24 protein-coding genes are annotated in these 26,676 nt (G+C 64.7%); 5 read left to right on the top strand and 19 right to left on the bottom strand.

Annotated elements, in window-relative coordinates; translation table 11 throughout:
- Window positions 1-6 precede the first annotated feature (6 nt).
- The 12 genes from QFZ30_RS16105 to QFZ30_RS16160 all read right to left on the bottom strand — a co-directional run bounded on the left by QFZ30_RS16105 (window position 7) and on the right by QFZ30_RS16160 (window position 14,132).
- The gene (locus QFZ30_RS16105; RefSeq protein ID WP_307077903.1) at window positions 7-2,238 is read right to left on the bottom strand and encodes an McrB family protein; all 2,232 of its coding nucleotides are present in this window, start codon (window positions 2,236-2,238) and stop codon (window positions 7-9) included.
- Between the two features lie 86 nt (window positions 2,239-2,324).
- Window positions 2,325-2,555, bottom strand: a complete 231-nt coding sequence (locus tag QFZ30_RS16110; RefSeq protein WP_307077905.1) for a PLDc N-terminal domain-containing protein — start codon at window positions 2,553-2,555, stop codon at window positions 2,325-2,327.
- A gap of 125 nt (window positions 2,556-2,680) precedes the next feature.
- A complete protein-coding gene (locus QFZ30_RS16115) occupies window positions 2,681-3,097 on the bottom strand; it encodes an acyl-CoA thioesterase (RefSeq protein ID WP_307080310.1) in 417 nt (138 codons plus the stop codon).
- Between the two features lie 71 nt (window positions 3,098-3,168).
- The gene (locus QFZ30_RS16120; RefSeq protein ID WP_307077907.1) at window positions 3,169-5,235 is read right to left on the bottom strand and encodes an ABC transporter ATP-binding protein; all 2,067 of its coding nucleotides are present in this window, start codon (window positions 5,233-5,235) and stop codon (window positions 3,169-3,171) included.
- Window positions 5,232-6,965, bottom strand: a complete 1,734-nt coding sequence (locus QFZ30_RS16125; RefSeq protein ID WP_307077909.1) for an ABC transporter ATP-binding protein — start codon at window positions 6,963-6,965, stop codon at window positions 5,232-5,234. Before QFZ30_RS16125 ends, QFZ30_RS16120 begins: the two co-directional genes overlap by 4 nt.
- A 175-nt stretch (window positions 6,966-7,140) precedes the next feature.
- Window positions 7,141-8,907 carry an MFS transporter gene (locus tag QFZ30_RS16130; RefSeq protein WP_307080312.1) on the bottom strand — a complete coding sequence of 589 codons (1,767 nt, stop codon included), beginning with the start codon at window positions 8,905-8,907 and terminating at the stop codon, window positions 7,141-7,143.
- A 124-nt stretch (window positions 8,908-9,031) separates the two neighbouring features.
- Window positions 9,032-9,511 carry a MarR family winged helix-turn-helix transcriptional regulator gene (locus tag QFZ30_RS16135; protein WP_307077910.1) on the bottom strand — a complete coding sequence of 160 codons (480 nt, stop codon included), beginning with the start codon at window positions 9,509-9,511 and terminating at the stop codon, window positions 9,032-9,034.
- Between the two features lie 185 nt (window positions 9,512-9,696).
- Window positions 9,697-11,391, bottom strand: coding sequence for a thiamine pyrophosphate-binding protein (locus tag QFZ30_RS16140; RefSeq protein WP_307077912.1), 1,695 nt, complete (start codon window positions 11,389-11,391; stop codon window positions 9,697-9,699).
- Between the two features lie 2 nt (window positions 11,392-11,393).
- Window positions 11,394-12,467, bottom strand: coding sequence for an agmatinase (gene speB / locus QFZ30_RS16145; protein WP_307077914.1), 1,074 nt, complete (start codon window positions 12,465-12,467; stop codon window positions 11,394-11,396).
- Between the two features lie 200 nt (window positions 12,468-12,667).
- Window positions 12,668-12,871, bottom strand: a complete 204-nt coding sequence (locus QFZ30_RS16150; RefSeq protein WP_307077915.1) for a hypothetical protein — start codon at window positions 12,869-12,871, stop codon at window positions 12,668-12,670.
- Window positions 12,841-13,395: a hypothetical protein gene (locus QFZ30_RS16155; protein ID WP_307077917.1), complete on the bottom strand. Its 555-nt coding sequence runs from the start codon at window positions 13,393-13,395 to the stop codon at window positions 12,841-12,843. The genes QFZ30_RS16150 and QFZ30_RS16155 overlap by 31 nt, the downstream gene beginning before the upstream one ends.
- Before the next feature lie 161 nt (window positions 13,396-13,556).
- A complete protein-coding gene (locus tag QFZ30_RS16160; protein ID WP_307077919.1) occupies window positions 13,557-14,132 on the bottom strand; it encodes a helix-turn-helix domain-containing protein in 576 nt (191 codons plus the stop codon).
- 298 nt (window positions 14,133-14,430) lie between these two features.
- On the opposite strand from QFZ30_RS16160, the gene QFZ30_RS16165 reads away from it, so the two are divergent.
- Entirely contained in the window at window positions 14,431-15,954 is a 1,524-nt protein-coding gene (locus QFZ30_RS16165; protein ID WP_307077921.1) for a sodium:solute symporter, read from the top strand.
- 96 nt (window positions 15,955-16,050) lie between these two features.
- On the opposite strand, the gene QFZ30_RS16170 is transcribed toward QFZ30_RS16165, so the two are convergent.
- Complete coding sequence (locus tag QFZ30_RS16170; RefSeq protein ID WP_307077923.1) at window positions 16,051-16,293, bottom strand: hypothetical protein; 243 nt, start codon at window positions 16,291-16,293, stop codon at window positions 16,051-16,053.
- Between the two features lie 257 nt (window positions 16,294-16,550).
- On the opposite strand from QFZ30_RS16170, the gene QFZ30_RS16175 reads away from it, so the two are divergent.
- From QFZ30_RS16175 to iolB, 4 genes are all read left to right on the top strand, one after another.
- Window positions 16,551-17,762: a VIT1/CCC1 transporter family protein gene (locus QFZ30_RS16175; protein WP_307077924.1), complete on the top strand. Its 1,212-nt coding sequence runs from the start codon at window positions 16,551-16,553 to the stop codon at window positions 17,760-17,762.
- On the top strand, window positions 17,762-18,661 hold the full coding sequence (locus QFZ30_RS16180; protein WP_307077926.1) for a matrixin family metalloprotease: 900 nt from the start codon (window positions 17,762-17,764) through the stop codon (window positions 18,659-18,661). Before QFZ30_RS16175 ends, QFZ30_RS16180 begins: the two co-directional genes overlap by 1 nt.
- Window positions 18,662-18,860: 199 nt before the next feature.
- Entirely contained in the window at window positions 18,861-19,601 is a 741-nt protein-coding gene (locus tag QFZ30_RS16185; RefSeq protein WP_307077928.1) for a GntR family transcriptional regulator, read from the top strand.
- A 76-nt stretch (window positions 19,602-19,677) separates the two neighbouring features.
- Window positions 19,678-20,589, top strand: a complete 912-nt coding sequence (gene iolB / locus QFZ30_RS16190; RefSeq protein WP_307077930.1) for a 5-deoxy-glucuronate isomerase — start codon at window positions 19,678-19,680, stop codon at window positions 20,587-20,589.
- A gap of 72 nt (window positions 20,590-20,661) precedes the next feature.
- Here the strand turns inward: iolB and QFZ30_RS16195 are convergent, their stop codons facing one another.
- The 6 genes from QFZ30_RS16195 to QFZ30_RS16220 all read right to left on the bottom strand — a co-directional run bounded on the left by QFZ30_RS16195 (window position 20,662) and on the right by QFZ30_RS16220 (window position 26,633).
- Entirely contained in the window at window positions 20,662-21,696 is a 1,035-nt protein-coding gene (locus QFZ30_RS16195; protein WP_307077932.1) for a Gfo/Idh/MocA family protein, read from the bottom strand.
- Window positions 21,693-22,478: a TIM barrel protein gene (locus QFZ30_RS16200; protein ID WP_307077934.1), complete on the bottom strand. Its 786-nt coding sequence runs from the start codon at window positions 22,476-22,478 to the stop codon at window positions 21,693-21,695. The genes QFZ30_RS16195 and QFZ30_RS16200 overlap by 4 nt, the downstream gene beginning before the upstream one ends.
- Window positions 22,478-23,563 carry a Gfo/Idh/MocA family oxidoreductase gene (locus QFZ30_RS16205; protein ID WP_307077936.1) on the bottom strand — a complete coding sequence of 362 codons (1,086 nt, stop codon included), beginning with the start codon at window positions 23,561-23,563 and terminating at the stop codon, window positions 22,478-22,480. Before QFZ30_RS16205 ends, QFZ30_RS16200 begins: the two co-directional genes overlap by 1 nt.
- Before the next feature lie 31 nt (window positions 23,564-23,594).
- Complete coding sequence (locus QFZ30_RS16210) at window positions 23,595-24,512, bottom strand: ATP-binding cassette domain-containing protein (protein ID WP_307077938.1); 918 nt, start codon at window positions 24,510-24,512, stop codon at window positions 23,595-23,597.
- Between the two features lie 14 nt (window positions 24,513-24,526).
- Window positions 24,527-25,567, bottom strand: a complete 1,041-nt coding sequence (locus QFZ30_RS16215; RefSeq protein ID WP_307077940.1) for an ABC transporter permease — start codon at window positions 25,565-25,567, stop codon at window positions 24,527-24,529.
- Between the two features lie 73 nt (window positions 25,568-25,640).
- Window positions 25,641-26,633, bottom strand: a complete 993-nt coding sequence (locus QFZ30_RS16220) for a substrate-binding domain-containing protein (RefSeq protein ID WP_307077942.1) — start codon at window positions 26,631-26,633, stop codon at window positions 25,641-25,643.
- Window positions 26,634-26,676 lie beyond the last annotated feature (43 nt).

Genomic DNA, 26,676 nt, shown 5'->3' on the forward strand with positions numbered 1-26,676 from the left:
GCGAGGCTACCCTGGCGCAAGGCGTCCCAGAAGCTGCTCCAGCCCGAAGCGCTCCTCTAGCTGCGCCCGCGTCAGCTGGCCGTGGTAATGCTCCTCCAGCAGCGGCATCAGCTCGTATTTCCAGATCCGGCGGAGGCCGCCCGGCGTTTGGGCGGCTGGCTTCATGAAGTAGGACGGTCCGATCATCAGATCGCGGTCCCACTCGTCGATAGCTGCATTCAGCGCGTCCAGCAGCAGCGCCGGCGTGGTGTCCAGTTGCCGCGCCTGCAGGAAGCGCAGCAGCGAACCCTTCACCGGCTCGGTCTGCGGATGCAGTTCAATAAACGCGAAGCGTCGGCGGATGGCGGCATCCATCATGGCAATGGAGCGGTCCGCGGTGTTCATGGTACCGATGATGTACAGGTTGTCCGGCAGCGTGAACGGCTCGTTGGGGCTGTACTGCAGGTAGATCCGGTCATCGCGGTACTCCAGCAGGAAGTAGAGCTCGCCGAAGACCTTGGCCAGGTTGGCGCGGTTCATCTCGTCGATGATCAGGAAGTAGGGCTTCTTTTCGTTGCCGGGCTTGGCTGCTTCCTCGGCAAGCCTGCGCAGCGGTCCCGCCACCAGTTTGAAGGACACCTGGCCTTCATCCGTTTTGTCGGGCCGGTAGCCCTCAAAAAAGTCCTCATAGGCGTACGACGGGTGGAACTGCACCAGCTTCACGCGTTCGTCCGTGCTGTCGTCGGCCAGCTCGGCGGCGAGGTGCTTGGCCAGGTACGTTTTTCCGGTTCCAGGCGGACCGTAGAGGACCAGCTGGCGGTTCTCCTCCAGCAGTTCGGCGATCTCCTGCAGCGGCTCAAGATCCATGTGGAGCGAATCCGCGAAATCGCGGGTGAGCGTGCGGAAGCCCTCCTGGACGGGCGGGACGACGGCGGCTGACTCGCCGGCGTCGTCGTCTTCCGGTTCGGCCTCGGCCGGGAGCAGTGTCTGGAGCGCGTGGACCACTCTGGTGACGTCCACAATGACGCCGGAGGTGGCCAGCTGGCGCTGGACATGCCGGGGCAGGGCCGTAGTGGTGTGGCCTTCATCGAACCAGCGCACCTTGCGGCGCATCCGCCGGTTGTCCTCATTGTGTTCGGGCTCCCCCAGCACCACGCCCAGCCGGACCGTGCCCGAGTTCTGGTAGAGCACCAGGTCCCCGGGCTTCATGACCGTGAGGAAGCCAAAGACGGCAGTTTTAGTGTCCTCGCGCTCCACATAGCCCAGGTGCTTGTAGTCCTCGTCCACGGCATGCTGTACCAGCCCGGCGGTCACGCCGGGGTCGAGCAGGCGGAGATGTTCGACGTCGAGCGTCACCATTTCCTCGGCCTGCCACGCTGCGAGCAGTTCGGTGTTGTCGCTGTGCGTTCGCATCAGCCAGGCCCGGCGACCCGGATCGCCCACCTTCCGCCACTGGCTCACCAGCTGGCGAGCGTACCAGTCGATGCGCTGCCCGGCTTGTTCGTCCAGGTGGAGGCGGATGCGGTGGATGTCCGCCGTGATGTCTTCATCACTGTCACCCTTGGCGCCGCCCACGAGCGAGGCGAAAGCGTCCCGGATCTCCTGGCGCTCAACGTCCGCCACCACGGGCTCGAAGTAACCGGGCCAGGTGAGGTATTCGATGCTGCGGCGGATGGCTGGCTGGTCCCCGGGAGTCGAAGCTGCCAACTTGTGGAACTTCAGCGGGTCGCCGAGCGCCTCGGCGATGGCTTCCGGGACCTGCTGGTCCACGTGCTGGACGAACCGGCACAGCCATTTGAGGTGGTCCCAGATGGTCCAGTTGAATTCGGCCGTGCGGTCCCGGATCACGCCATGGTCGGTCATGCCTTTGTAGAGCTCAGGGGGCAGTTCCAGCGGCGGCTCCAGCCAGGACGCGGCCTCCGCAACCCGTGCCCGCTTGACTTTGAGCGACTTGACCTCGTGGGCCAGAGGCAGGGACTGCAGGAAGAGCAGTTCAACGGCCAGCTGCTTGGCCGCGCGCGAGGCGTCCTGGAGGTTCTCGCGAAGGTTGGTCATCATGGGTGCCTTGGCGTCCGGAACACCCCTTTCGAGGCGCTCCAGCAGCTCCGCCGCAGCCTCCGCCGTCCAGGTCAGGGTGCGGCCATCCAAGGCGGACGGCCAGCCCTGCAGTCCCGGCCCCAGCACAAACCACGCCGCATCCTCGATCTCCTGGGAGATACCGAGGGCACGGGTGATGGCATTTTTTGGGGCAGGGATCATGGCTTCAAATTTACAGGCTTAAGCTGAGTGCCCGCTCCAAGGCTCCGGGGAGCGGATCACCGCCTGCTTGACTGCCTAGTCGACCGCTACTTGACCGCTGCTGGCCTCTTGCGGCCAAAAACGAAGTAGCCCATCGGCCCGATGAAGTTGATCAGGGCAGCCATCCGCCACGCCGCCTTTGGCCCGTTGATCAGTTCCGCCGGGCGCCGCGAGATATCCCGCTGCGCAGCCAGCATCAGCGCTATCTGCGCAATTCCTATTACCACCGTGCCCGTCCGTGCCGCAGGCGACATTTCTTTCCAGGTTTTCTTGGCCATGGTCAAAGCTCCTTAGTCCAGGTATTCAGTTTCCGGCGTGCGCCGTGCCAACGCAACGGCACGGGGTTCCACGCGGCAGGGTCAAGGCGGTGCAGGCTCAAACAGTGAACGGGGTGTGCATGGGCTCAAACAGTGAACGGCGCGATCCGCTGCTTTTGCTCCGGGGTCAGCCGCAGCACCCGGCCGGTGGCCTCATCCACAAAAGCCAGGTGGCTGCTGGCCCTGACGCAGTCCTCCCGGGTGACCGGATCCTGCACCAGGTAGTGGATGTCGAAGCTGGCCCCCTTCACCGCGCCGATCCACACCTGGACCGGCGCAGGGATGTTGCGGTATTCCAGGGTCCTGACATAGCGGATCTTGTGGTCCACCACCAGCGCCATGGTCCCCTCCGGAACGTCGTTGAAGAGGGAAACCTGCGGCTCGATCCCAGGCAGGCCAGCGCCCCGCGGCGGTCCGAACGCGGCAATCCGCGCTTCCTCGAGCATCCGCACAATCTGGACGTTGTTGATGTGCCCGTACGCGTCCATGTCTCCCCAGCGCATCGGGACCAGGACCTCGATGCGCCGGGCATCCGCCACAGCCCCGGGGACCTGTCCCCCCGCATCCGGCGCGCTCAGCTGTGCACCGCCGTCGAGTCGTCCACGCTGGCTTCTTCAACATCGGAACCGGCGAACTGGGACATGTACAGCCGGTAGTACGCGCCTTGTGCCGCCAAGAGGGCTTTGTGGCCGCCCTGCTCCACGATCTTGCCATTCTCCATCACCAGGATGGTGTCGGCGTCGCGGATGGTGGAAAGCCGGTGGGCAATCACAAAGCTGGTGCGGTCAGTCCGCAGGGCGGCCATGGCCTTCTGCACCAGCACTTCCGTCCGGGTGTCCACGGAACTGGTGGCCTCATCCAGGATCAGCAGCGACGGGTTGGCCACAAACGCGCGGGCGATGGTGATGAGCTGTTTTTCACCGGCGCTGACGTTGTTGCCTTCCTCGTCAATCACGGTGTTGTAGCCGTCCGGCAGGGCGCGAACGAAGCGGTCCACGAAGGTGGCCTTGGCGGCTGCCATGACCTGCTCCTCCGTGGCGTCCAGGTTGCCGTAGCGGATGTTGTCGTAGATGGAGCCGCCGAACAGCCACGCGTCCTGCAGCACCATGCCCACCTTGGACCGGAGCTCGGAACGGCTCAGGCTGGTGACGTCCACCCCATCCAAGGTGATGGATCCTGAATTCAGTTCGTAGAAGCGCATCACCAGGTTCACGAGCGTGGTCTTGCCGGCCCCGGTGGGACCCACGATGGCCACGGTATGGCCGGGCTCGGCGGTAAAGGACAGGTTCTCGATCAGCTGCTTGTCCTCGGTGTAGCTGAAGGTGACATTCCTGAATTCCACGTGTCCGTCAGTCTTTGCCGGCAGGTGCTCAGTGGCCGTCTCGGCATCCTGCTCATCAGCGTCCAGGAATTCGAACACTCGCTCCGAGGACGCCACGCCGGACTGGAGCATGTTTGCCATGCCTGCCATTTGGCCCAGCGGCTGGGTGAACTCGCGCGAGTACTGGATGAAGGCGGTGGCGTCGCCCAGGGACATGGAGCCGGAGGCCACGCGCAGGCCGCCCACCACGGCGATGCCCACGTAGCTGAGATACGAGACAAACTGCATCACCGGGAAGATGATGCCGGAGACGAACTGTGCCCCAAAGCTGGCCTTGTACAGGGCTTCGTTGCGCTCTTCGAACCGCTCCAGCATGTCAGCGTCACGCCCGAAAACCCGCACCAGGTCATGGCCTGAGAAGGATTCCTCGATCTGCCCGTTCAGCGTGCCGGTGTTCTTCCACTGCGCGGCGAAAAGCTTCTGGCTGCGGGAGCCGATGATGCCGGCGGCCACACCGGACAGCGGGAGGGCGATCAAGGCAATCAACGCCAGCTGCCAGGACACAATGAACATCATGACCACGATGCCGATGACCGTCAGCAGCGAGTTGATCAGCTGGGCAAAGGCCTGCTGGAGTGCCTGCTGGATGTTGTCGACGTCGTTCGTCACCCGGGAGAGGACGTCGCCCCGCTGGCGTGTATCGAAGTAGTTCAGGGGCAGCCGGTTCAGCTTCTTTTCCGTGTCATCGCGGAGCTGCCGGATGACCTTCATGACAATTCGGTTCAGGACGTAGCCCTGCAGCCACAGGAAAATGTTGGCCACAAAGTACATCACCAGCACGATGGCAATAAGGACGGACAGTTTCTGGAAGTCGATGCCGCTTCCGGGGACCAGCTCCATCTTCGCGATCATGTCCGCGAAGTTATCCTGCCCCTGCTGGCGCAGCCCCTCCACGAACTCTTCCTTGCTCGCGCCTGCCGGGAGCTGCTTGCCCACCACCCCGCCGAAGATCACGTCCATGGCCTGGCCCAGGATCCTGGGGGCGACGACGTTGAGGACCACTGCGACCACCACCAAGGCAACCACGGCGTAGATGCCTGCGGCTTCGGGTTTCAGCAGACCTATCAGCCTCTTGGCGGAGGGCCAGAAGTGTTCGGCTTTTTTGGCAGGCATACCGCCGAACATGTCGCCGTCGGCCTCCGAGGGCTTGTACTCCTCCTCGAAGAATTCGTCGTCCTCTTCCAGGACTTCGGTCGAATCAGCAGCAGAGGCTGCTGCCGTGTCCTCTTCCGTTGTTGAGTCCTTCTTGCGGCTGCTCATGCCATTTCCTCCACGCTCAGCTGGGATTCAACAATTTCCTGATAGGTAGGGGACGTTTCCAGGAGCTCCTCGTGCGTGCCCCGGTCGACGATCCGCCCGTTGTCCAGCACCAGGATCTGGTCCGCCCCGGTGATGGTGGAGATGCGCTGGGCCACGATAATCACGGTAGCGTCCGCAGTGGTATGTTTCAGCGCCGCGCGGAGCCTGGCATCGGTGGCCACGTCCAGGGCCGAGAAGGAATCGTCAAAGAGGTACACCTTGGGCTTGGTAACCAGGGCGCGGGCAATACAGAGCCGCTGCCGCTGGCCGCCGGAGACGTTGGTGCCCCCCTGCGCAATGCGGGCGTTCAGGCCGTTCTTCTTTTCGCGGACAAAGTCCTCGCCCTGCGCCACGTGGAGGGCGTCCCAGAGTTCCTGGTCCGTTGCTTCGGTTTTTCCGAAACGGAGGTTGTGCTCGATGGTCCCCGAGAACAGGTACGGCCGCTGGGGCACCAGCGCCACGCGCTTGGTGATTTCGGCCCGGTCCAGCTTGCTGACGGACACACCGTCCAGGAGGACTTCGCCGTCGGCAATATCGTAGAGGCGCGGCAGCAGGGAAAGCAGCGAGGTTTTGCCGGCACCGGTGGAGCCGATGATGGCAAGGGTTTCCCCCGGCTTGGCGGTAAAGCTGATGTTGCTCAGCACAGGCGATTCGGCGCCCGGGTAGGCAAATGTGACGTTCCGGTACTCCACCACGCCCGCGAGGGTGGCCGGAGCCTCCGGCCGCTCCGGGTCATGGATGGAGGGTTCGACGTCGAGCACTTCGCCGATGCGGTCCGCACATACCGAGGCTCGCGGGATCATCATGGCCATAAACGTGCCCATCATGACGGCGATGAGGATCTGCAGGAGGTACTGCAGGAAGGCCGTCAGGGCCCCCACCTGCATGTCACCGGAGTCCACCCGCTGGCCGCCGAACCACAGTACGGCTGCCGTGGACAGGTGCAGGATCATGCCGATGGCCGGGAACATCAGGACAAACAGGGCGCCGATTTTTAGTGAAACATCGGTCAGTTCCTTGTTGGCTTCACCAAAACGCTCGGTTTCGTACGGCTCCCTGACAAAGGCGCGGACCACCCTGATGCCGATTATCTGCTCCCGGAGGACGCCGTTGATGCGGTCGATTTTCTTCTGCATGGACCGGAACAGCGGCATGAGCCGGACCACCAGGTACCCCACCACGACTATCAGCACCGGCACGGAAACCCAGACCAGCCAGGACAGGCTGATGTCCTCGCGGAGTGCCATGATGATGCCGCCAATGCACATGATCGGCGTGGCGACCATAAAGTTCAATCCCATCAGCACCAGCATCTGGACCTGCTGGACGTCGTTCGTGCCGCGGGTGATCAGTGTGGGCGCGCCGAACGTGTTCACATCCTTGGCGGAGAAGCTGGTGACCTTGCGGAACACCCCGCGCCGCAGGTCCCTGCCGACGGCCATAGCGGTCTTGGAGCCGTAGTACACGCCGGCAATGGCCGTGCCCACCTGGACGAAGGCAACCAGGAGCATCACGCCGCCGGTGCGCCAGATGAAATCGGTGTCGCCGCGGGAGACACCTTCGTCGATAATCTGGGCATTCAGGCTGGGAAGGTAAAGAGCAGCAATGGTGGACGCCAGCTGGAAAAGAATGACGGCCACGATGTACGGCATATACGGCTTGGAGTAGCGCCGTATGAGGGTGAGGAGCATGCCCACGGGTCCTTAGGAAGAGAGCGCGAATTGATGAGAATAAGTAGTAGCAGCGAGGGCTGACATTCTTAGCCTTCCCACTCTACGAAATCCGTTGCCCGGGCGAAACATCCACAGCCAAAGATCATCCAATCGGAGTACTTTCTCCCGCCGCCGGCCGCGCGGGCGCGGCCCGTCAGGCCCCTGCGTCCTCTGGACCGTGGTGCTTTGCACCGGTGGCGAGGTATTGCGCGGCCGTCGGCCCCGAGCCGGTTTCGCTGCTGCGCTGCCGCCTCAGCACCTCAACAAACTCACGGTCGATATCGTCGACGTCGGCAGTTATGCCGGCCGCCGCCGTCGGACGTCCGAACGAAGACGCAGCGGCTGAGGCGCTGCCGGCTGCCGGCGAATCCAAAGGTCCCGCCGCACCCGCGGCACCATCCGCCTGCGGGTCGCCGGCCTCGGGACCGATATCAACGGTGCGTCGGAGCGGTTTTTCCTTGATGAAGAGGACAGCAATCAACGCGACCACACCGATGATGGCGGAGATCAGGAAGATCTGTGCCGTGGCGTCCCCGTAGGCGGCCCGCATGATTTCGCGGACGGGTGCGGGAAGATCCACCAGGTCCATAGTGGCCCCGCCCCCGTCACCCTGCACCGGGATGTTGGCGGCCGCCAGCCCCTCCTTGGACAATTCGGTGACGCGGGAGGCAAGAACGGCGCCAAGGACTGACACGCCGATCGCGCCGCCCACCGACCGGAAGAACGCCACTGACGCGCTGGCGGTACCGATATCCGTGGCCTTGACTGTGTTCTGGACGGCGAGGACGAGGTTCTGCATCACCATGCCCAGTCCCAGCCCAAGGACAGCGATGTAGACCCCTGTCCGCCAGAGCTCGGTGGTGTGGTCGATGGTGCCGCTCAGGCCCAGTCCGGCGATCAGCAGGACAGAACCCGCAACCAGGTACCCCTTCCACTTTCCTGTGCGGCTGATCAACTGGCCTGACACAACGGACCCGATGAGGTTGCCGGCGATCATGGGCAGTGTCAGGAGACCGGCCTCGGTAGGGGTGGCGCCGCGGGCAACCTGGAAGTACTGGCCCAGGAACGTTGAGGAACCGAACATGGCCACGCCCACCGCCGCGGATGCCAGGATGGCCAGGGCCGTGGTCCGTTCGGAGATGATGTTGAGCGGAATGATGGGCTGTTGCACCTTGGACTCCACAAGCACCAGCAGCGCCAGCAGCAGGACGCCCCCGCCCACCATCGCCGCCGACTCCCAGGACAACCAGTCGTAGTAGTCGGGGTTGCCGGCGAAGGACACCCAGATCAGCAGGAGGCTGACGCCTGAGGTGAGCAGGATGGAACCGAGCCAGTCGATCTTGGCAGGACGCCTGACGTGCTGGATCTTCAGGGTGATCTGGAGCAGGATCAGGGCCACGACGGCGAGCGGTACGCAGACAAAGAACGTCCAGCGCCAGCCCAGCGGGCTGTCCACGATGAATCCGCCCAGAAGCGGGCCGCCGGCGGTGCCCGCGGCCATCACACCGCCCATGTAGCCGGAGTACTTGCCGCGGTCCCGGGGCGGGATCATGGAACCGATGATGGCCTGCGCCAGAGCAGTGAGGCCGCCCATGGCCACACCCTGGATCACGCGTGCGGTCAGCAGCAGCGGGATGGTCTCGGACAGGCCTGCCATGACGGAGCCCGCCACGAATACCACGATGCTGAGCTGGACCAGCACCTTCTTGTTGAACAGGTCGGCCAGCTTGCCCCAGATGGGCGTGGTGGCGGCGTTTGCCAGCAGCGCAGCCGTGATGACCCAGGCGAAATCCGTCTGGGTGCCCTTGAGCTCGGACATGATGGTGGGCAGCGCATTCGCAACGATGGTGCTGCTGAGGATAGCGGTGAAGAAAGCAGCTAGGAGCCCGGTCAGGGCTTCCATGATCTGGCGGTGCGACATCGCCGGCTGCGGCTCCCCCGCGTTTCCGAGTGCGCGTTTGTGTACCGGCGGTGCCGTGGGCGACGGCTGTGACTTCGTGGATGATGGTGCCGGGGCGGCGGCGTGGCTTGCCATAAATCTGCTCCTAAGAGGTGGGGATCGTCGTGATGGGTCCGGCCACCTCTGCCCGGGCTGAATGCTTGAGGGATTCAGCGAGGTTGTGAAGTGTTCTCGCCGTCGCTTCGGCGTCGTGCTGGCTCCAGTCGCGGAGATACTCCTGCAGCGTCGCGGCGCGTTGCTGTTCGATCTGCCGGAGCTTGTCCGCACCCGGCTGCGTCAGGGCAACCAACTGGGCCCGGCCGTCGTCGGGGTCCTGCCGGCGGATGACGTACCCCTGCTCTTCAAGGTCAGCGATATGGCGGCTGAGAACCGGTGCGCTGACACCCAGCCGCTCGGCCAGGTGGGTCGCGCGTGACTCCCCCTCGCCAACGAACCTCAGCACACCCTGCAGCGCCACCCCGGTGTCCTGCCCCCGAGTGCTTGCCGCGGCGATACATCTCACCACGCGCTGAAGGTCGAAGATCTGGTAGACGAGGTCCGCTGCCGTATCCGGCGCAACTGCCATGGCTCTAAGTACTCCCGATTGTTTGCCTAAAGCAACTATATACCCAACATGGTTGCTTTAGGAAACTAATGCGCAGCCTCTTCCCCTTAACCCCCAAGCGCGAACTGGCAGCTAATGCCCTCAAATTCGTTCTGAGAGGGCATTAGCTGCCAGTTCGCGCTGTAGTGGAGGTGCTGTGTGCGTGGTCAGTGGTCCAGGTGGGTGGGGCCGAACATCTTGAGCAGGGTTTCGACGACGACGACGTTTGGTCCGTCTGCGGCGAAGCCCGCCCTCAGCGCGTCCCCCACGTCCTCGGGGGCAACGCGCGTGGCCGGCACACCGAACGCCTCGGCGAGCATGACGAAGTCGGGGCGTGCAAGCTCGGTGGCCGTGGCCTGGCCGAAGGCGCCCACCATGTATTCGCGCAGGATGCCGTAGCCGCCGTCATCCACAATCAACCAGGTGACCGGGATGTTGTGCTGTTTCGCGGTGGCAAGTTCGGAGATGGAGTACATGGCGGAGCCGTCGCCGGATACTGCGAGCACCCGGCCTGGCTTCCCCACGGTCTCCAGCCCCACAGCGCCGCCAAGGGCCGCCGGGAAACCATAGCCCAGGCCGCCGGCACCCTGCGCGGAATGGAACTGGCCCTCACGTGCATCCCAGCAGCTCCATCCCCAGTACGCCGAGATGGTCATGTCCCAGAAGGTCTGCATGTCCGCAGGAACGGCTTCCCGGATGTCCGCCATGAATTTCAGTTCCTTGGCCAGGTCCTGCGACTCAAGCCGTGCCTTGACCTTGGCGAGGGACTCCTTCACGAGGTCCTCCGGTGAGGTCCCGTGCCAGCTTGGCGCGGTCCCCGGTTCAACATCCAGGGCCTCGTCCAGGGCTGCGAGCGCCTGGCCCGCGTCAGCCCGGATGCCCAGCCCGGGACGGTTGGATTCGAGTACGCGGGGCTCGGCATCGATCTGGATGATCCGGCCGCGGGGCTCGAAGGTGAAGTAGTTGGACGTGACTTCGCCCAGGGACGAGCCGATCACGATCAGGACGTCCGCATCCTCCAGGACATCCGTCATATAGCGGTCCTCGATCCAGGACTGCAGGGACAGCTCATGGTTCCAGGGGAACGCGCCGTTGCCGCCCGGCGTGCAGATCACGGGGGCCCGGAGTTTTTCGGCAATGGTGAGGAGGGACTTCTCCGCACTGCCCCGCCGGGTACCGCCACCGGCGATGATGGCCGGACGCTCCGCCGACGAAAGCCATTTCACGGCTTCCCGGATGAGTTCCACGCGCGGCGGGTTGTCAGCCGCTTCGGCGAGTGCGTCCTCCACCGGCGGAACCATGATGGGATCCAGCAGCACGTTCTGCGGGATTTCCAGCCAGACCGGCCCCTGCGGCGAGGAGATCGCCTCAGTCCAGGCGTCCTGGATGGCCGACGGGATGCCGGAGGCATGCTGGATCAGGCGCTGGCTCTTGGTGACGTTAGCGGCCGAGGCCTTCTGGTCATCCAGCTGGTGGAGCATGCCCTTGCGCCGGGCTCCCAGTCCCTCCAGCGGAATCTGGCTGGCCACCACCACCATGGGCACGCCTGTTGCATATGCTTCCTGCAGGCCGGCGAGAGAGGTCAGCGCTCCGGGGCCGGTGGACAGGAACAGCACGCCCACCTCACCCGTGGCGCGGGAGTACCCGTCGGCGGCGAAGGCGCTGTTGTTCTCTACCCGGGATGACACGAAGTGCAGGTTGCCGCGGCCCATGGCGTCGAACAGGCCAAGCGCGTGCTGGCCGGGAATACCAAAGACCGTCTTGGCGCCCAGCGCTTCAAGGGTCTCGACGACGAGGTCCCCGCCGTTTCGCACGTCGGTCCCTTTTGTCGGGGCTGCTGTCCCTGGATCGAAATCGATCACTGTCAGTACTCCTTGGTGCCGGTGCCCGCGGCAAAGCCCGCAGGCTGGCGGACTTCCTGGCCGAGTGCCTGTGCGGCGTAGCCGTTGGCGGCGCCGAAACGGTCGCGTTCAACAGCATTGTCCGCCATCAGCGTCACCAGTTCATAGGCCACATGGCTGGCGGCCACGCCCGTGATCTCGGCGTGGTCGTAGGCCGGAGCCACTTCAACAATGTCCGCGCCAACCAGGTTCATGCCACGGAAGCCGCGGATGATCTCCAGCAGTTCGCGGCTGGTGATGCCGCCGGCTTCGGGAGTGCCGGTGCCCGGGGCGTGCGCGGGGTCCAGAACGTCGATGTCCACGGAAATGTAGAGTGGCCGGTTGCCGATCCGGTCCCGCACCTTGGCCACGGTCTCCAGGACGCCCTGGTAGTAGACATCCGCGGACGTGACGATGCCGAACCCGAAGCGGTGGTCGTCGTCGAGGTCCTTCTTGCCGTACAGCGGACCGCGGGTGCCGATGTGGCTGATCGCCTCAGTGTCCAGGATGCCCTCCTCCACCGCCCGGCGGAATGGGGTGCCGTGGGTGTACTCGGCGCCGAAGTAGGTGTCCCAGGTGTCCAGGTGCGCGTCGAAGTGCAGCATGGCAATGGGGCCGCCGGCACGTTCGGCGGCGGCGCGCAGCAGGGGCAGCGCGATGGTGTGGTCCCCGCCAAGGGTCACCAGCTTGCTGCCGGCGGACGTGAGGTCCAGGGCGTTCTGCTGGATGGTCTCGATGGCCTCGTTGATGTTGAACGGGTTGACCGCCATGTCACCGGCATCGGCCACCTGGACGTTTTCGAACGGGCTGACGTCCCAGGCCGGGTTGTACGGACGGAGCAAACGGCTGGCTTCGCGGACATGATTGGCGCCGAACCGCGCGCCGGGGCGGTAGGACACGCCGGAGTCGAAAGGAACACCCACCACCGTGATGCCAGCCTTGGCCACCTGGTCCAGGCGCGGAAGGCGGGCATAGGTGGCAGCGCCGGCATAGCGCGGGATACGGGATGAATCGATGGGGCCAAGATTGCCGTTGGCTTCGATGCGCAGCTCTTCCAAGGGGAGGCCTCTCCTTCGAGAATTGATCGGCGGATGTGACTGCCATCATACACTTAAGTTGTCCTATGTGCATCAACTGTTTACATCTGACTTTCCCCTGCGAAGAACGCCGACGGCGGGCGGTCACCTCCACGTGGCCGCCCGCCGTCAACTCCCCCGCGGTCCGCGCGAGCGCGACAGTTCCCGCCCAGACGCCGCAATCAGCTGTAGGAAAGGCTCATCAGAAGCGCCTTGAGTTGCGCGTATTCCGCAGTGTTCATCCAGGCCCCGGCAGCTTCCGCCGAGGGGAAGCCGGGAGAATCCATATAAACCCTGAAGATCGCCGCACCATTAGGCAGGATCACCTGGCCGTTGCCGCTGTTGGTGCTTCCGGTTACAAGCTCGGCACCCGGGCGGACGTCCATGTAGAAGTGGTCGTTGACGTCGATATAGCTGTCGCGGAAGAAGCCGAACGCCGGCTCCCCCCGAAAGCAGCCAGCCCGGGAACGGGCGCGGAGTCAAAGACGGTGCGGTCCACCGGACCGGAGGCGCCATCGCCATAGAAGCCACTGACGATGAAGGCCACATCCTTGCCGTGGTGATCACTCAACACCGCCTCGACGCATTCGGCGGGGCCGCCGGGCAGCGTTGGACCGGGCTGGGTGCGGATGGACCAATTGGCCGGGTACGCGAAGGAAATGTGCCCGTCCGGGAAGGTGAAGGTCTTCAGCGCGGACGCTGGCACCTTTGTCTTTTCTCCGGCGGCCCTTTCCGCACGGGCCCTTTCCGCACCGGCCTGCGCGGACGACGTCAAGGTAAGCGCCGAACCGGAGCCCCGGTCCGACGTCGGGCCTGATGTGGGCGCGGCTGCGCATGCAGCGGTGGCAGACGCGAGCGCAATCGCCAAGGCGGCCCCGGCTGCAGTTTTCCCGAATTTTGCAGAGTGCATTGTCTTCCCCAATCGTGAACAAGGTCCTTATGGATGGGCGGGGTGTTTGTGCCCCGTCAACCTATTAGTGTCCAGTGGAGCGGGATTTATTACATCGCTTGGAATAATTCTTTTCGAGCTGCCCCTGGTACGAACCACGGCCAGCGAGCAGGAAGCAGCGGCTAACGGCTGGCGGCAGGAACCAGGACCCAGAGAACCTCTACCGGCTTGTCCGTGGGGTTGATCCACGTGTGGGGTTCACGGCCGGGGAAGGTCACGGTATCGCCTGTGCTGAGCTCATATTGCTCGTTGGTGAGAATGAGCCGGATGCTGCCCTTGATCACATGGAGTACATCCACATCACAGTCCACGGCGTAGAGCTCGGACTCGCCGCGGCCATGCGGTTCAATGACAGCCTGGATGATCTGGATGCGGCGTTCGGAGCGGGCTGTCAGGAGTCGCTCCACAATCCCTTCGCCCCCCAGTGAGATCCGCGGCCCGTCATCACGTTTGGTCAGATGGGTTTCCGGAGCGGCGAAGAGGTCCCCGATGGAAATCGAGAGGACCTGGCACAGGGTGACCAACGAGGCAACCGACGGCGAGGTCAGGTCGCGCTCCACGCGGCTCAGGAATCCCTTGGTCAGGCCGGTAGCGTCCGCAACCTGCTCGATGGTGAGCCGCTGGGACTGCCGTGCGGCACGGATTCTGGAACCGATGGCAACAGGGACGTTGCTCGGCTCAACTGGGAGTGCCTTCATGTGCGAACCTTTCATAGCCGGCAGCCCGGCCCCATCTCTGGAGCAATACTAATGGCCAGCAGCCCGTGTGGCGCGGCAAAAACAGGGCGTCGAACGATGTGACAGCCGAAGCCTTGACTGTTACCACGGTCACAGCATACGCTTTTGGGCAACAAGTGTTGTCTGGTAGGCAATATTCCATCCAGCATCCTGAGTAATCTCCTCAATCCCCACCCCGCAAGAGCAGCGGAACACCGGCATCCCCAGCAGCACCTCCGGATTCCAGAAATGCTGCCAATCAGCTCCAAGGAGCCCCAACATGGACGCTAACTTCGTCAACATCGCCATCGTGGTGGTGTACCTCATCGCAATGCTGGCCTTCGGCTGGTGGGGCAAGTCCCGCACCAAGAACAACAGCGACTTCCTGGTGGCCGGCCGCCGCCTGGGGCCATTCCTTTACACAGGCACCATGGCCGCCGTCGTCCTGGGTGGCGCCTCCACCGTGGGCGGCGTGGGCCTCGGCTACAGATTCGGCATCTCGGGCATGTGGCTGGTGGTGGCCATCGGCGCCGGCGTGCTGCTGCTCAGCCTGCTCTTCGCCGGAACCATCCAAAAACTTAAGATCTACACCGTCTCCCAGATGCTGACGCTCCGCTACGGCAGCCGCGCCACGCAGACCTCCGGCATCGTGATGCTGGCCTACACACTGATGCTCTGCGCCACCTCCACGGGCGCCTACGCCACCATCTTCGTGGTGCTGTTCGGCTGGGACCGCGCCCTGGCCATCGCCGTCGGCGGCGCAATCGTCTTGGTGTACTCGACCATCGGCGGAATGTGGTCCATCACCCTCGCGGACCAGGTCCAGTTCGTGATCAAGACGGTGGGCATCTTCTTCCTGATGCTGCCGTTCACGCTTAACGCAGCGGGCGGCCTGGACGGCATCCGCAGCCGCGTGGAGGACAGCTTCTTCCAGATTGACGGCATCGGCGCCCAGACCATCCTCACGTACTTCGTGGTCTACACCCTGGGCCTGCTGATCGGCCAGGACATCTGGCAGCGCGTCTTTACCGCCAAGACGCCCACAGTTGCCCGCTGGGGCGGGGCCACCGCAGGCATCTACTGCATCCTCTACGGTGCTGCCGGAGCACTCATCGGCCTAGGCGCCAAGGTTGCCCTGCCGGACATTGACGTCGCCAACCTCGGCAAGGACGTTGTCTACGCCGAGGTGGCACAGAACCTGCTGCCCATCGGCATCGGCGGCCTTGTGCTCGCAGCGGCCGTTGCTGCCATGATGTCCACCGCCTCCGGAGCCCTCATCGCAGCTGCAACTGTGGCCCGTGCCGACGTCCTGCCGTTTGTGGCCAGCTGGTTCGGCAAGGACATCAACACCGACGACACCGACAACCCCGAGCACGACGTCAAGGCTAACCGCATGTGGGTCCTTAGCCTGGGCATTGTGGCCATTCTCATCGCCATGGTCACGCAGGATGTCATCGTGGCCCTGACCATTGCCTACGACATCCTGGTGGGCGGCCTGCTGGTTGCGATCCTGGGCGGGCTGGTCTGGAAACGCGGCACCGGCATCGCGGCGGCCTGGTCCATGGCCGTGGGCTCGGTGGTCACACTTGTCCTCCTGATGCTGTACGCAACCGGAGTCATCCCCAGCGCTGACGGCGTGTATGCGAACGAGCCAATCTACTACGGTCTCGCCTCCTCGCTGGTGGTCTACATTGCCATTTCCCTCGCGTCCAAGCCGACGGATCCGCAGGTCATGCGCAATTGGCGCCGGCGCGTCGCGGGTCAGGAGAACGAGGAAGTGCCGGTAACCCTCCAGGCTTCCTGACGGCCAGAGCTGTAACGGCAAGAGCCAGCCAAAACGGTCGACGGCGCCGCCTCCGGTTCACTTTCCAGCGAACCGGAGGCGGCGCCGTCGTCCGTTCTACTCAATATCGTCTGTCTCTTCAGTCTCGCGGTACTCTTCGGGGTCAAGTGCGACCACGCGTTCCTCGGCATCGACGACTACCGGGGCGGGCGGAATGACCACTTCTTCCGCATCCAGGAATTCGTCCTCCGCATCCCAGTCATCTTTCTGAGCCGGCGCGTCCTCGGCATAGTCATATGCGGGATCGGACTCCACGGCATCGAGGTGCGGCATGTCCGGGTGCTGTCCGGTGGTGCTCATGATTGAACCTCCGATTGTTCGCCACTGACGTGCTCTGTTGGCTGTGCGCCGCTAGGCGCCACACCTTCATCACAGCACCGGCGACAGCGGCGGTCAAGAGCCTGCGGGAGCCGCGCCGCCCAGTCCGGAGCGGTGGGATTTGAGGGAAACCGAAACTCCGGAGTGAGGTTTGCCGGCCAAAAATCGCCGGATTTCCACGGTAAGCTTGCTTTGCAATGGGGCCGAAAAATCATGCCCTATCAAGCCCAGGAGCCTCCGTGTCTCAGCACGCCAAATCAAGCCAGCACGCCAACGCGCGGCCGGCCAATGTCCCGGCGCCTGACAATGTCCCAGCGCCTGACAATGTTCCGGGAACAGGAAACGCCACGGCGGATTCCGCTTCCGTCGCCCAGCCCACTGCTGCTGACATCCGGCTCTGGCGCCAGTACCTGGCGGACGAACGCGCCGAGGCCGCCGTCTATCGCGATCTGGCGCAGAACCGGCAGGGTGAGGAGCGGGAAATCCTACTTGCCCTTGCGGAGGCCGAGGGACGGCACGAGGCCCACTGGCTGCGGCTCCTGGGCGAGCACGCCGGAAAGTCCCGGTCGGCGTCACTACGCAGCCAGCTCCTGGGCTTCCTCGCCCGGCATTTCGGCTCCGTATTTGTCCTTGCCCTCGCCCAGCGGGCCGAAGGCCGCTCCCCCTATGCCAAGGACCCGTCGGCCACTCCGGCCATGGCGGCCGACGAACAGATCCACGAAGAAGTAGTGCGCGGCCTTGCAACCCGGGGCCGGAACCGGCTTGCCGGCACATTCCGTGCCGCAGTCTTCGGCGCCAACGACGGCCTGGTCAGCAACCTCTCCCTGGTCATGGGCATGGCCGCCTCCGGCGTGGCCAGCAGCGTGGTGCTGCTGAGCGGTGTGGCGGGCCTGCTGGCCGGTGCCCTGTCGATGGGAGCCGGCGAGTTTGTCTCCGTGCGCTCCCAGCGCGAGCTTCTGGCAGCCACCCGGCCCACCCAGATCACCTTGGCTGCGGCGCCCAAGCTGGACATTGAACACAACGAGCTGCTGCTGGTGTACCTGGCACGCGGCATGTCCCATGAGGCCGCCGAGCACCGGGTGGCCGAGCGCATGGGCCTCTTCGCCTGTGACTGTGATCCCAGCCTGTCGCTCCAGCCGGAGGTGCCGGAGGCCGCGGACCAGCATGAGGCCGTAGGCACGGCGTGGGGCGCGGCGCTCTCCAGCTTCTGCTTCTTTGCTTCCGGGGCGATCGTTCCCATCCTGCCGTTCCTTTTCGGGCTGACGGGAGCAACCGCGCTTGCCGTGGCAGGCGTGCTGGTCGGAATGGCGCTGCTGGTGACCGGAGGCATTGTGGGCCTCCTTTCCGGCACGTCGCCGCTGACCCGCGGGTTGCGCCAGCTGGCCATCGGCCTGGGGGCAGCCGCGGTGACCTATGTGCTGGGGCTGGCCTTCGGCACAGTGGTGGGTTAGTGGAGGACCTGCCTCCGCGCCACTCGCACCAAGGCGCCCGGAAGCGTGGTGCCGGACGGCTTATCCGCAACCTGCTGCTGGTTGTAGCCATCGGTGCGGGAGCCTTTGTGGTTGCCGGCCTGGCCTACGGCGATCCCCGCTTGGTGGGATTGCTAGACGTCCGCATCGGCCCCGGAGCTGGCCAGCCAGGGGCAACCGGTGGGGCGCAGCCACCAGCGGAAGGCCGCCCCGATGCTCCGCCGCCAGGGTTGGAGGAGGCCGATGCTCCGCTCGCAACGCCGGAACAGCCCCCTTTTGCCAGCGATTCGTACCGGTTCCTGGCGGAGAACAGCGACGGCACTCCGGTGGGTTACTCTCCCTGCCGGCCGCTCCACTATGTAATCAACAATGATCTGGTTCCCGCCGACGCCCAGCACCTCATTCCGGAGGCCATCAACACGGTGTCCCTGGCTACCGGAATCCGCTTCATCTACGACGGCGCCACCACGGAACAGCCGTCCGGGCAAAGGGCGCCGTACCAGCCGGATTCCTACGGGGACCGGTGGGCTCCCCTGCTGATCTCCTGGACCACTCCCGAGGCTGCACCCCAGCTCAAGGGCAAGGTCATCGGCACTGGCGGAAGCACCCACTTCAGCTACGACGACGGTCCCAAGACATTCGTCACCGGCAGCCTGGAGCTGGATGCCCCGCAGATCACCGAAGAACTGCGGCAGCCGGACGGGAAGCTCTACGCCACCGCCGTCATCCTGCACGAACTCGGCCACGTCATGGGCCTGGAACATGTGGACGACCCCCGGCAGCTCATGTTCCCTGAGATCGGCACGCCGGAGGGCCTGGCTGTGGGCGACCTCAACGGACTGCACGAGCTGGGCAAAGCCCACTGCCGCAAGGACCTGTAGCCCTTCCTCCCGATAGGTACCGAGTCGATCACCGCGGACGCGGACAACCATTCCGCGCCGCCATGCCGGTGCCGTTCCTTTGATCGCCCCCCACGCCCTGTTATTATCAAGAGAAAGGCAGTATGTCCTATCAAGCGGACATTTGCCGGACAGGCGAGGTCGCTTCGCAGCGGGTCGCGCGGCGCAAAGGGAGCATTCCATGGCGGACCAACTCAAGATCAGCATCGACCGCTCTTCGCCGGTGCCCCTGTACCACCAGGTGGTGCAAGGCATTGAGGCCGCCATCCACTCGGGGCGGCTGGAACCCGGGAGCCGGCTCGATAACGAGATTGACCTCGCGGCCCGCCTGAATCTGTCGCGCCCCACCATGCGCAAGGCCATGGACGAACTGGTCCGTTCGGGCCTCCTGGTGCGGAAGCGGGGCGTAGGAACGCAGGTTGTTTCCAGCCAGGTCAGACGGCCGCTGGAGCTGTCCAGCCTGTTTGATGATCTGAGCAACAACGGGAGCAAACCCACTACGGAGGTGCTGTCCTTCAGCCACGTCGAAGCCGACGACGCCACGCGCGAAGCGCTGCATCTTCCGGCGGGTGCCACGGTCTTTCACTTCACCCGCCTTCGGAAAGTGGGCGGCAAGCCTTTGGCCCTGATGGAAAACTGGGTGCGCGACGACATCACGGAGATTAACGAGGACCTCCTTTCCAGCCAGGGCCTGTACGGCATCCTGCGCAACGGCGGAGTGAACTTCCGGCTGGCCACGCAGCGGATGGGCGCCATGGTTGCCAACGAGTACCAGGCCCCGCTTCTGGAAACTACCCCTGGCTCCGCCCTGGTGACCATGGAGCGCACCGCCGTGGACGACACCGGCAGGAATGTTGAGACAGGCCACCACGTGTACCGCGCCGATTCCTACAGTTTCGAAATGACCCTGGTCCAGCGCTGAGCGCTGGACCTAAGCCAGCACTGGATGTTGCCACCGCGCCAGCGGCGGGCGCTAAACGAACGAAAGAGCAAAATCTATGGCCAACTGGGTATATCCGCTGGGTTCCGCCGCCGAAGGCAGCTGGGACGTTTCCCTGGGAACGTCCGACTCTGCACTGAAAGTGGACGGCTGGGCGCACACGGGGCTGAAGGTTGCGACGCTCGCCGCAGGTGCCGCCGTCGAACTTCCGACCGCCGGCGAGGAGCGCATTGTGGTTCCGCTGAGCGGATCCTTCACGGCCGCCGTCGACGGCCAGAACTTCCAGCTGGCCGGCAGGGCCAGCGTCTTCAACGGCCCCAGCGACGTGCTTTATACCGGCACGGAGAAAACCCTCACCATCAGCTCGGCCGACGGCGGCAGGGTTGCCATTGCGACCGCTCCGGCCAGGACTTCCTACCCGACCCGGCTTGTGAGTGCTGCCGAAACCCCGGTGGAGCTGCGCGGGGCCGGCAACTGCTCACGCCAAGTGCACAATTTCGGCACGCCGGCCGCACTGGAAGCTGACCGTTTCATCGTGTGCGAGGTCATCACGCCGGCGGGCAACTGGTCCTCCTACCCTCCGCATAAGCACGACGAGGAAAAGGACGGCGAGACCAGCCTCGAGGAGATCTACTACTTCGAAACCCGGGTTGCGCCCGGCGGCCCGGCGGCACCCTCAGGCGACGACACGCACGGCGACGCCATCGGCTACCAACGGGTCTACGCCTCCGACGAGCGGCCCATCGATGTCTCGGCGGAAGTCCGCACCGGCGACGTCGTCCTCGTCCCCTACGGCTGGCACGGGCCCGCCATGGCCGCCCCGGGCTACGACCTGTACTACCTGAACGTGATGGCCGGCCCCGGCCCCGTGCGCGACTGGCTCATCAGCGATGATCCACACCACGGCTGGATCCGCCAGACGTGGGAGGGCCAAGACGTGGACCCGCGGCTGCCGTTCGGAACTCAGTAGTCCCCAGCAGATACAGACACTGATGCCCCTCACCGCACACGGTGAGGGGCATCAGCCCTATTCGGACGACTTTTAGCTTGACACTCTCTGGGCCACACGAATGGGCACGCCTGTGGCCAGGGACTCCTGGGCGGCGTCCGCCACCCGGGAAGCCGCCAGCGCGTCCTCCGGTGTGCAGGGATTATCGCGCCGGCCCAGGATCAGCTCCACAAAGGCCGCCATCTCGGAGCGGTAGGCAGCATCGAACCTTTCGGCGAAGGTCCGGTGCGGTTCCCCAGCAGGAAAACCGATGCCGGCTTCGGCCGAGGCCATCGCCGTTTTGTCATCAAGCCCCACCATCAGCGATCGGCGGGACCCTTGGATTTCCAGGCGGACATCATGGCCCGCCCCGTTGTAACGGGTGGCGGAGACGGTACCGACAGTCCCGTCGTCGAACGTCACCAGTGCCAGGGCGGTGTCCACGTCCCCTGCTGCACCGATGGCCGGATCCCCGTTGTTGGAGCCCTTCGCGTACACCTCGACGATCTCCCGGCCGGTCAGCCAGCGGAGGATGTCGAAATCGTGGACGGAGCAGTCCCGGAACAGGCCGCCCGAGCTGGCCAGGAATTCCACCGGCGGCGGCACCATGTCGCACGTGACCGCCCGCAGCGAGTGGATCCAGCCCAGCTCCCCCGCCTGGTAGGCCCGCCGGGCCTCCTGGTAGCCGTGGTCAAAGCGGCGCTGGTGGCCGATCTGCACCACGCCCTGCCGGTCGTGGATGTACTCCAGGACCGGCAATGCATCCGCCACGTCCAAAGCCACGGGCTTTTCGCAGAAGACCGGGATTCCGGCGTCGACCCCTGCCGTGATCAGCTCAGGGTGCGTGCCGGTGCCGGTGGCAACCACCAGGCCGTCCAGCCCGGACGCCAGAAGCTCGTCCACCGACGGGAGGAACTCTGCCCCGAGGCCAGACGCGACGGTCCTGGCATGCTCTTCGGCGACGTCCGTCAGCCGGAGCCGGACGTTGACGCCCTCAGGGTTGAGGGCCCCGTTGAGGGCGGCGATGTTATTGGCGTGCATCACGCCGATCCGCCCCACTCCCACCAGGCCCAGAACGACGTCTTTCACAGTTTGTCCTCCGCATAGACCGTGAAGGCGGCACGGAAGGCGTCCAGGGCCGAGTGGCTCCCGCCCCTGGCCCAGGCTTCCATGCCCACGGTTCCCTCGTAGCCGGCCTCCGCGAGCGCCTTGGCGACGGCCGCGTAATTGATTTCCCCTGTTCCGGGTTCGCACCGGCCCGGGACGTCAGCCACCTGGATTTCGCCGATGTAGGGCAGGGCCGTCCGCACCAGCTCAATGAGGTTCCCCTCCCCGAGCTGCGCGTGGTACAGGTCCAGCATCAGCTTGGCGTGGGGGTGCCCGGCAGCCTCCACCAGGGCCAGCGTGTCCTTGGCGCGTGCCAGCGGAATGCCTGGGTGGTCAAGGATGGTGTTGAGGTTCTCGAGGCAGAACGTCACGCCGTGTTTTTCGCCCAGCCTGCCGAGGCGTTCCAGGGTCCGGGCACCGGTGCTCCACATCCCGCCGGTGGAACGGTACACGGGGCGGGCGGCGTGGCCGTCAATGAGTTCTGCAGGGTGCACCACCATGCGGCTGACGCCGAGTTCCAGGGCGGCGGGGATCAGCGATTCCGCCGTCCGCACCACGTCATCGGCAGTGTCGGGGTCCACCAGGCTGCCTGAGGTGTACCCCGTCATGGAGGAAAACACTGCACCCGTGGCCTTGAGCGCACTGATGTCCTTGGTCCGGGAATCCCACAGCTCCACATCAAAGCCGGACTCGTGGATCCGGCGCACGCGTTCCACAAACGGAAGGTCCGTAAAGACCATCTCCGCGCAAACGGCCAGACGCATCAGACGGCTGCCGTCTCGTTGACCGCAACCGGAGCGCCGCGCTTGACCGATTCGATGCACGCCAGCGCCATGGCCAGCGCCCGGCGGGCATCGGCAGCACCGGGGGTCAGGGAGAAATCGGACGACGACGGCACGCCGTCGCGCCGGGCACGGACCGCACCGGCGAAGTCGACAAGTTCGTCCGTGTACGCCTGGCGGAAGAGCTCCACATTAAGCCGCGGGGTGTCGGCGGACAGTCCCTCCGCCGTGTACCGGCGTGCCGCCGTTTCCGTGGCGCGGCCGGCCTGGACCATGCCTTTGGAACCGAAGACTTCGCCGCGGATGTCGTACCCGTACAGTGCGCTGAAGTTTGCTTCGGCCACGGCCACGGCACCGTTGCTGTAGCGGATGGTCACCACTGCGGTGTCCAGGAACCCCTGGTCGCGCAGGGAGGGTTCCACGAGCGCGTCCGCCACGGCGTAGACCTGCACGGGCTCGGCACCTTCGTTGAACCAGTTGAGGGTGTCAAAATCATGGATGAGGGTCTCCAGGAAGATGGTCCATGCCGGGACCCTGGCCGCGTTCGGGATGCTTCCGGTCCCGGGATCGCGCGTCAGCGAGCGCAGGAGCTGCGGCGTTCCGGCGATGCCTGCGGCCAGGTCCTTCTTGGCGGCCAGGAAGTCATCGGCGTAGCGCCGGTTGAAGCCGATCTGGAAGTGCACGCCGGCCTCTTCCACCGCTGCGAGCGCAGCGTCGAGTTCGTCGAGCCCCTGGCCCGCCGGCTTCTCGCAGAAAACGTGCTTGCCGGCGGCCGCGGCCTGTGCGATCAGTGAGGAGTGGAAGCGTGCGGGGCTGGCGATCACCACCGCATCGATCTCCGAATCGGCCAGGATGTCTTCTGCGTTGGCCGTCACCTTTGCCGTGCCCAGCGCCTGGGCAAGGGCCTGCGCGGATTCCGCATTGGGATCGGCGATGGCCGCCAGGACTGCGCCCGGGACGCGGCGGGCGATGCTATCGGCATGGAACGCCCCCATCCAGCCGGAGCCGATGAGCCCGATCCGTACGGGCAGGACGACGTCGGACGGATTGCGGTTGAGATAAGCCAAGGGCTTGTCCTTTCAGGAAATGGGACGGCAGTTACTGGCGGGTGTTGCCGGCGGTTTGTGCCACCCCGGCCACTTCGCTCTTAACTTCGGCAACGACGTCCTTGTGGCCGCCCAGCTGTTCGAGCTCGTGGGCGAGTTCGGCGAGTTCCGCGCCGCCGGCCATCTGGGCAGTCAGCTCGTCGAGGGTGATGTCCTTCTTGTCGTAGTAGCCGATCGACTTGCCGCGCTTGAGCAGCAGGAACCGGTCCCCGACAGGGAAGGCGTGGTGCGGGTTGTGGGTGATGAAGATGACCCCGAGGCCGCGGTCGCGGGCCTGGAGGATGTACCGCAGGACCACGCCGGACTGCTTGACGCCGAGTGCCGCCGTCGGCTCATCCAGGATCAGCACCTTGGCACCGAAGTACACGGCGCGGGCGATCGCGACACACTGGCGTTCACCGCCGGAGAGCTGGCCGATGGGCTGCTCCACATCGCGGAGGTCGATGCCCATCTCGGCGAGCTCCTTGAGCGTGATGGCTTTCATCTTCTCGACGTCCAGGCTCCTGAACGGGCCAAAACCACTGGTCAGCTCCGAGCCGAGGAAGAAGTTCCGCCAGATCGGCATCAGCGGTACAACAGCGAGGTCCTGGTAGACGGTGGCGATTCCGGCGTCGAGCGCGTCACGGGGCGAGGTGAATTTCCGTTCCTCGCCCATGATGTTCAGGACCCCGGCGTCGTGCTGGTGCAGGCCGGCGATGATCTTGATCAGCGTGGACTTGCCCGCACCGTTATCACCCAGGACACAGGTGACGCGGCCGTTGTCCACGGCCATGGTGACATCGCTCAACGCGAGGATGTTGCCGTAGTTTTTCCCCACCTTGGTCAACGAGAGCAGGTGCACGGGGGTGTGGGTCAGCGGGTCCGTCTCGTTCCGGAGCAGTGTGGTTTGGTCGATTTCTTTGGCATTCATGTTCTCCGGGCCCTTTACTTGAGTTCCGCGCGGCGCTTGACGATGAGGTTGACGATGGTGGCCAGCAGCAGCATCAGGCCCAGGAAGAACTTGAACCAGTCCGGGTTCCACTGCGCGTAGACGATGCCCTTGTTGGCCATGCCGAAGATGAACGCGCCGATCGCCCCGCCCACGGCCGAGCCGTAGCCGCCGGTGAGAAGGCAGCCGCCGATGACCGCGGCGATGATGTAGAGGAACTCGTTGCCAACTCCCTCACCGGACTGCACGGTGTTGAAGGCGAAGAGGTTGTGCATGCCCAGGATCCAGCCGCAGAAACCGACAGCCATGAACAGGCCGATCTTGGTCTTGGTGACGGGCACACCCACGGCGCGGGCCGCGTTGGCGTCGCCGCCGGCGGCGAAGATCCAGTTGCCCACCTTGGTGCGCAGCAGGACCCAGGAAGCCACGATCACCAGGGCGATCCAGACGAACACCGTGATGCTGACGTCGATGCCGCCGATCTTGATGGTCGAGGCGAACAGCACGCGGGCGGCGTCGAAACCGTCGAGGTCGGACACCGAGGGGGTTGCCACCGCCCCGCCGATCATGCGGGTCAGGCCGAGGTTGAGGCCGGCAAGCATCAGGAAGGATGCCAGCGTGACGATGAAGCTGGGGAGTTTTGTTTTGACGAGGATCCAGCCGTTGATGAACCCGATGCCCAGGGACACTACGAGCGCGAAGGCAACTCCGACCCAGATATTTGTGCTGAAGTACCAGCTGAACATGGAGGCTGAGAGGGCTGAGGTGATGACTGCGACGCCGGTGGAGAGGTCAAATTCGCCACCGATCATCAGCAGGGCCACGCCCACGGCCATGATCCCGATGGTGGAGCTGCCGTACAGCACGGTTGCCAGGGAACCGGGCTGCAGGAAGACGGGGGCGATGGCGGCAAAGAATACGAAAAGTACCAGAGCGCCGACGAGGGCGCCTATTTCGGGGCGCAACAGCAATTTTTGGATGGTATTTCGGGTGCGGACGCGCTCATCTGAGGTGGCGGTTAGGACAGCATTGGCCATGATTACTAAACTCCTTTGTCTTGGGATGCCGGGCCGGTGCAGGCGCCCGGCATCCCGACAGTTTTGTTGAGGGTTAGCGGATGCCGGCCTGAGCGAACTTGGAGACATCGGCTGCATTGCTCTTGTCGACAACAGCCGGGCCCGTGTAGACCTGCTGCCCGCCGCCAACCTTGAAACCGCCCACTTTGTTCAGCCAAATGGTGTCCACAGCGCCGTAGCCCTGGAGATAGGGCTGCTGGTCCACGGTGAACGCGACACTTCCGTCTTCAATGGCCTTGGCCAGCTCGCCGTTCAGGTCGAACGAAGCCACCTTGACCTTGCTGCCTGTTTCCTTCACGGACTTCACAATGGTGAGCGTGAACGGGGCGCCGAGACCGATGATCGCGTCGGCGTCCGGCGTGGACTGGAGCTTGGCCGTCACCGTAGAGGAAACGGAGGTCATGTCCGCGCCGTTGACGTTGAGGATCTCGGAGCCGGGAACCTGTTCCTTGACACCGGCACACCGGTTTTCGTGGCCGACGTGGCCCTGCTCCTGAATCACGCAGATCGGGTGCTTGATGCCCTCTGCGGCGAGTCGCTGTCCCACCGTGACACCGGCGAGCTTGTCGCTCTGCCCAAAGTGGGTGATAGCGCCCATAGCCTTCGACTGGTCTTCACCGGCGTTGAAGCTCACCACGGGAATCCCCGCGTCCACCGCCTTCTTGACGACGTCCTTCAGGGCCTCGGGCTTGGCCAGCGTGATGAGGATACCGTCCACCTTCTGGTCAATGGCCTGCTGCACCAACTGCGCCTGGCGGCCCCCCTCAGCGTCCCCGCTGTAAAGCAGCTCGACGTTGTCCTTCGTCGCGGCGCTCTCGGCACCCTTCCGGACGATGTCCCAGAACGTGTCGCCGGCGGCCGCGTGGGTGATCATCGCGACCTTCAATCGCGGCGTGTCCGCAACCGTGCCACCTCCCCCACCATTTACGGTTTCGGTCTTGCCGCCCGTGCTTGAACAGGCGCTCAGGGCCACCATCGGAACGACGGCCGCTATCAGGGCTGCCTTCCGCCAAGAAATCTTCTTCACGATTTTCTCCTTCGATAGGGGCTGCGGCCCTGCGACTCTGCAG

This window comes from Arthrobacter pascens (assembly GCF_030815585.1).
GTDB lineage: Bacteria > Actinomycetota > Actinomycetes > Actinomycetales > Micrococcaceae > Arthrobacter > Arthrobacter pascens_A.

What these genes read in the sequence shown, in the direction of transcription:
- QFZ30_RS16185 (WP_307077928.1), top strand. Translation starts at nt 18,861, where the DNA reads ATGGCGGACCAACTCAAGATCAGCATCGACCGCTCTTCGCCGGTGCCC.
- QFZ30_RS16130 (WP_307080312.1), bottom strand. Translation starts at nt 8,907, where the DNA reads ATGTCGCACCGCCAGATCATGGAAGCCCTGACCGGGCTCCTAGCTGCT.
- QFZ30_RS16120 (WP_307077907.1), bottom strand. Translation starts at nt 5,235, where the DNA reads ATGAGCAGCCGCAAGAAGGACTCAACAACGGAAGAGGACACGGCAGCA.
- QFZ30_RS16125 (WP_307077909.1), bottom strand. Translation starts at nt 6,965, where the DNA reads ATGCTCCTCACCCTCATACGGCGCTACTCCAAGCCGTATATGCCGTAC.
- QFZ30_RS16210 (WP_307077938.1), bottom strand. Translation starts at nt 24,512, where the DNA reads ATGAATGCCAAAGAAATCGACCAAACCACACTGCTCCGGAACGAGACG.
- QFZ30_RS16150 (WP_307077915.1), bottom strand. Translation starts at nt 12,871, where the DNA reads ATGGACGTCCGCCCGGGTGCCGAGCTTGTAACCGGAAGCACCAACAGC.
- QFZ30_RS16110 (WP_307077905.1), bottom strand. Translation starts at nt 2,555, where the DNA reads ATGGCCAAGAAAACCTGGAAAGAAATGTCGCCTGCGGCACGGACGGGC.
- QFZ30_RS16160 (WP_307077919.1), bottom strand. Translation starts at nt 14,132, where the DNA reads ATGAAGGCACTCCCAGTTGAGCCGAGCAACGTCCCTGTTGCCATCGGT.
- QFZ30_RS16215 (WP_307077940.1), bottom strand. Translation starts at nt 25,567, where the DNA reads ATGGCCAATGCTGTCCTAACCGCCACCTCAGATGAGCGCGTCCGCACC.
- iolB (WP_307077930.1), top strand. Translation starts at nt 19,678, where the DNA reads ATGGCCAACTGGGTATATCCGCTGGGTTCCGCCGCCGAAGGCAGCTGG.
- QFZ30_RS16165 (WP_307077921.1), top strand. Translation starts at nt 14,431, where the DNA reads ATGGACGCTAACTTCGTCAACATCGCCATCGTGGTGGTGTACCTCATC.
- QFZ30_RS16170 (WP_307077923.1), bottom strand. Translation starts at nt 16,293, where the DNA reads ATGAGCACCACCGGACAGCACCCGGACATGCCGCACCTCGATGCCGTG.
- QFZ30_RS16155 (WP_307077917.1), bottom strand. Translation starts at nt 13,395, where the DNA reads ATGCACTCTGCAAAATTCGGGAAAACTGCAGCCGGGGCCGCCTTGGCG.
- QFZ30_RS16200 (WP_307077934.1), bottom strand. Translation starts at nt 22,478, where the DNA reads ATGCGTCTGGCCGTTTGCGCGGAGATGGTCTTTACGGACCTTCCGTTT.
- QFZ30_RS16105 (WP_307077903.1), bottom strand. Translation starts at nt 2,238, where the DNA reads ATGATCCCTGCCCCAAAAAATGCCATCACCCGTGCCCTCGGTATCTCC.
- QFZ30_RS16135 (WP_307077910.1), bottom strand. Translation starts at nt 9,511, where the DNA reads ATGGCAGTTGCGCCGGATACGGCAGCGGACCTCGTCTACCAGATCTTC.
- QFZ30_RS16115 (WP_307080310.1), bottom strand. Translation starts at nt 3,097, where the DNA reads ATGCGCTGGGGAGACATGGACGCGTACGGGCACATCAACAACGTCCAG.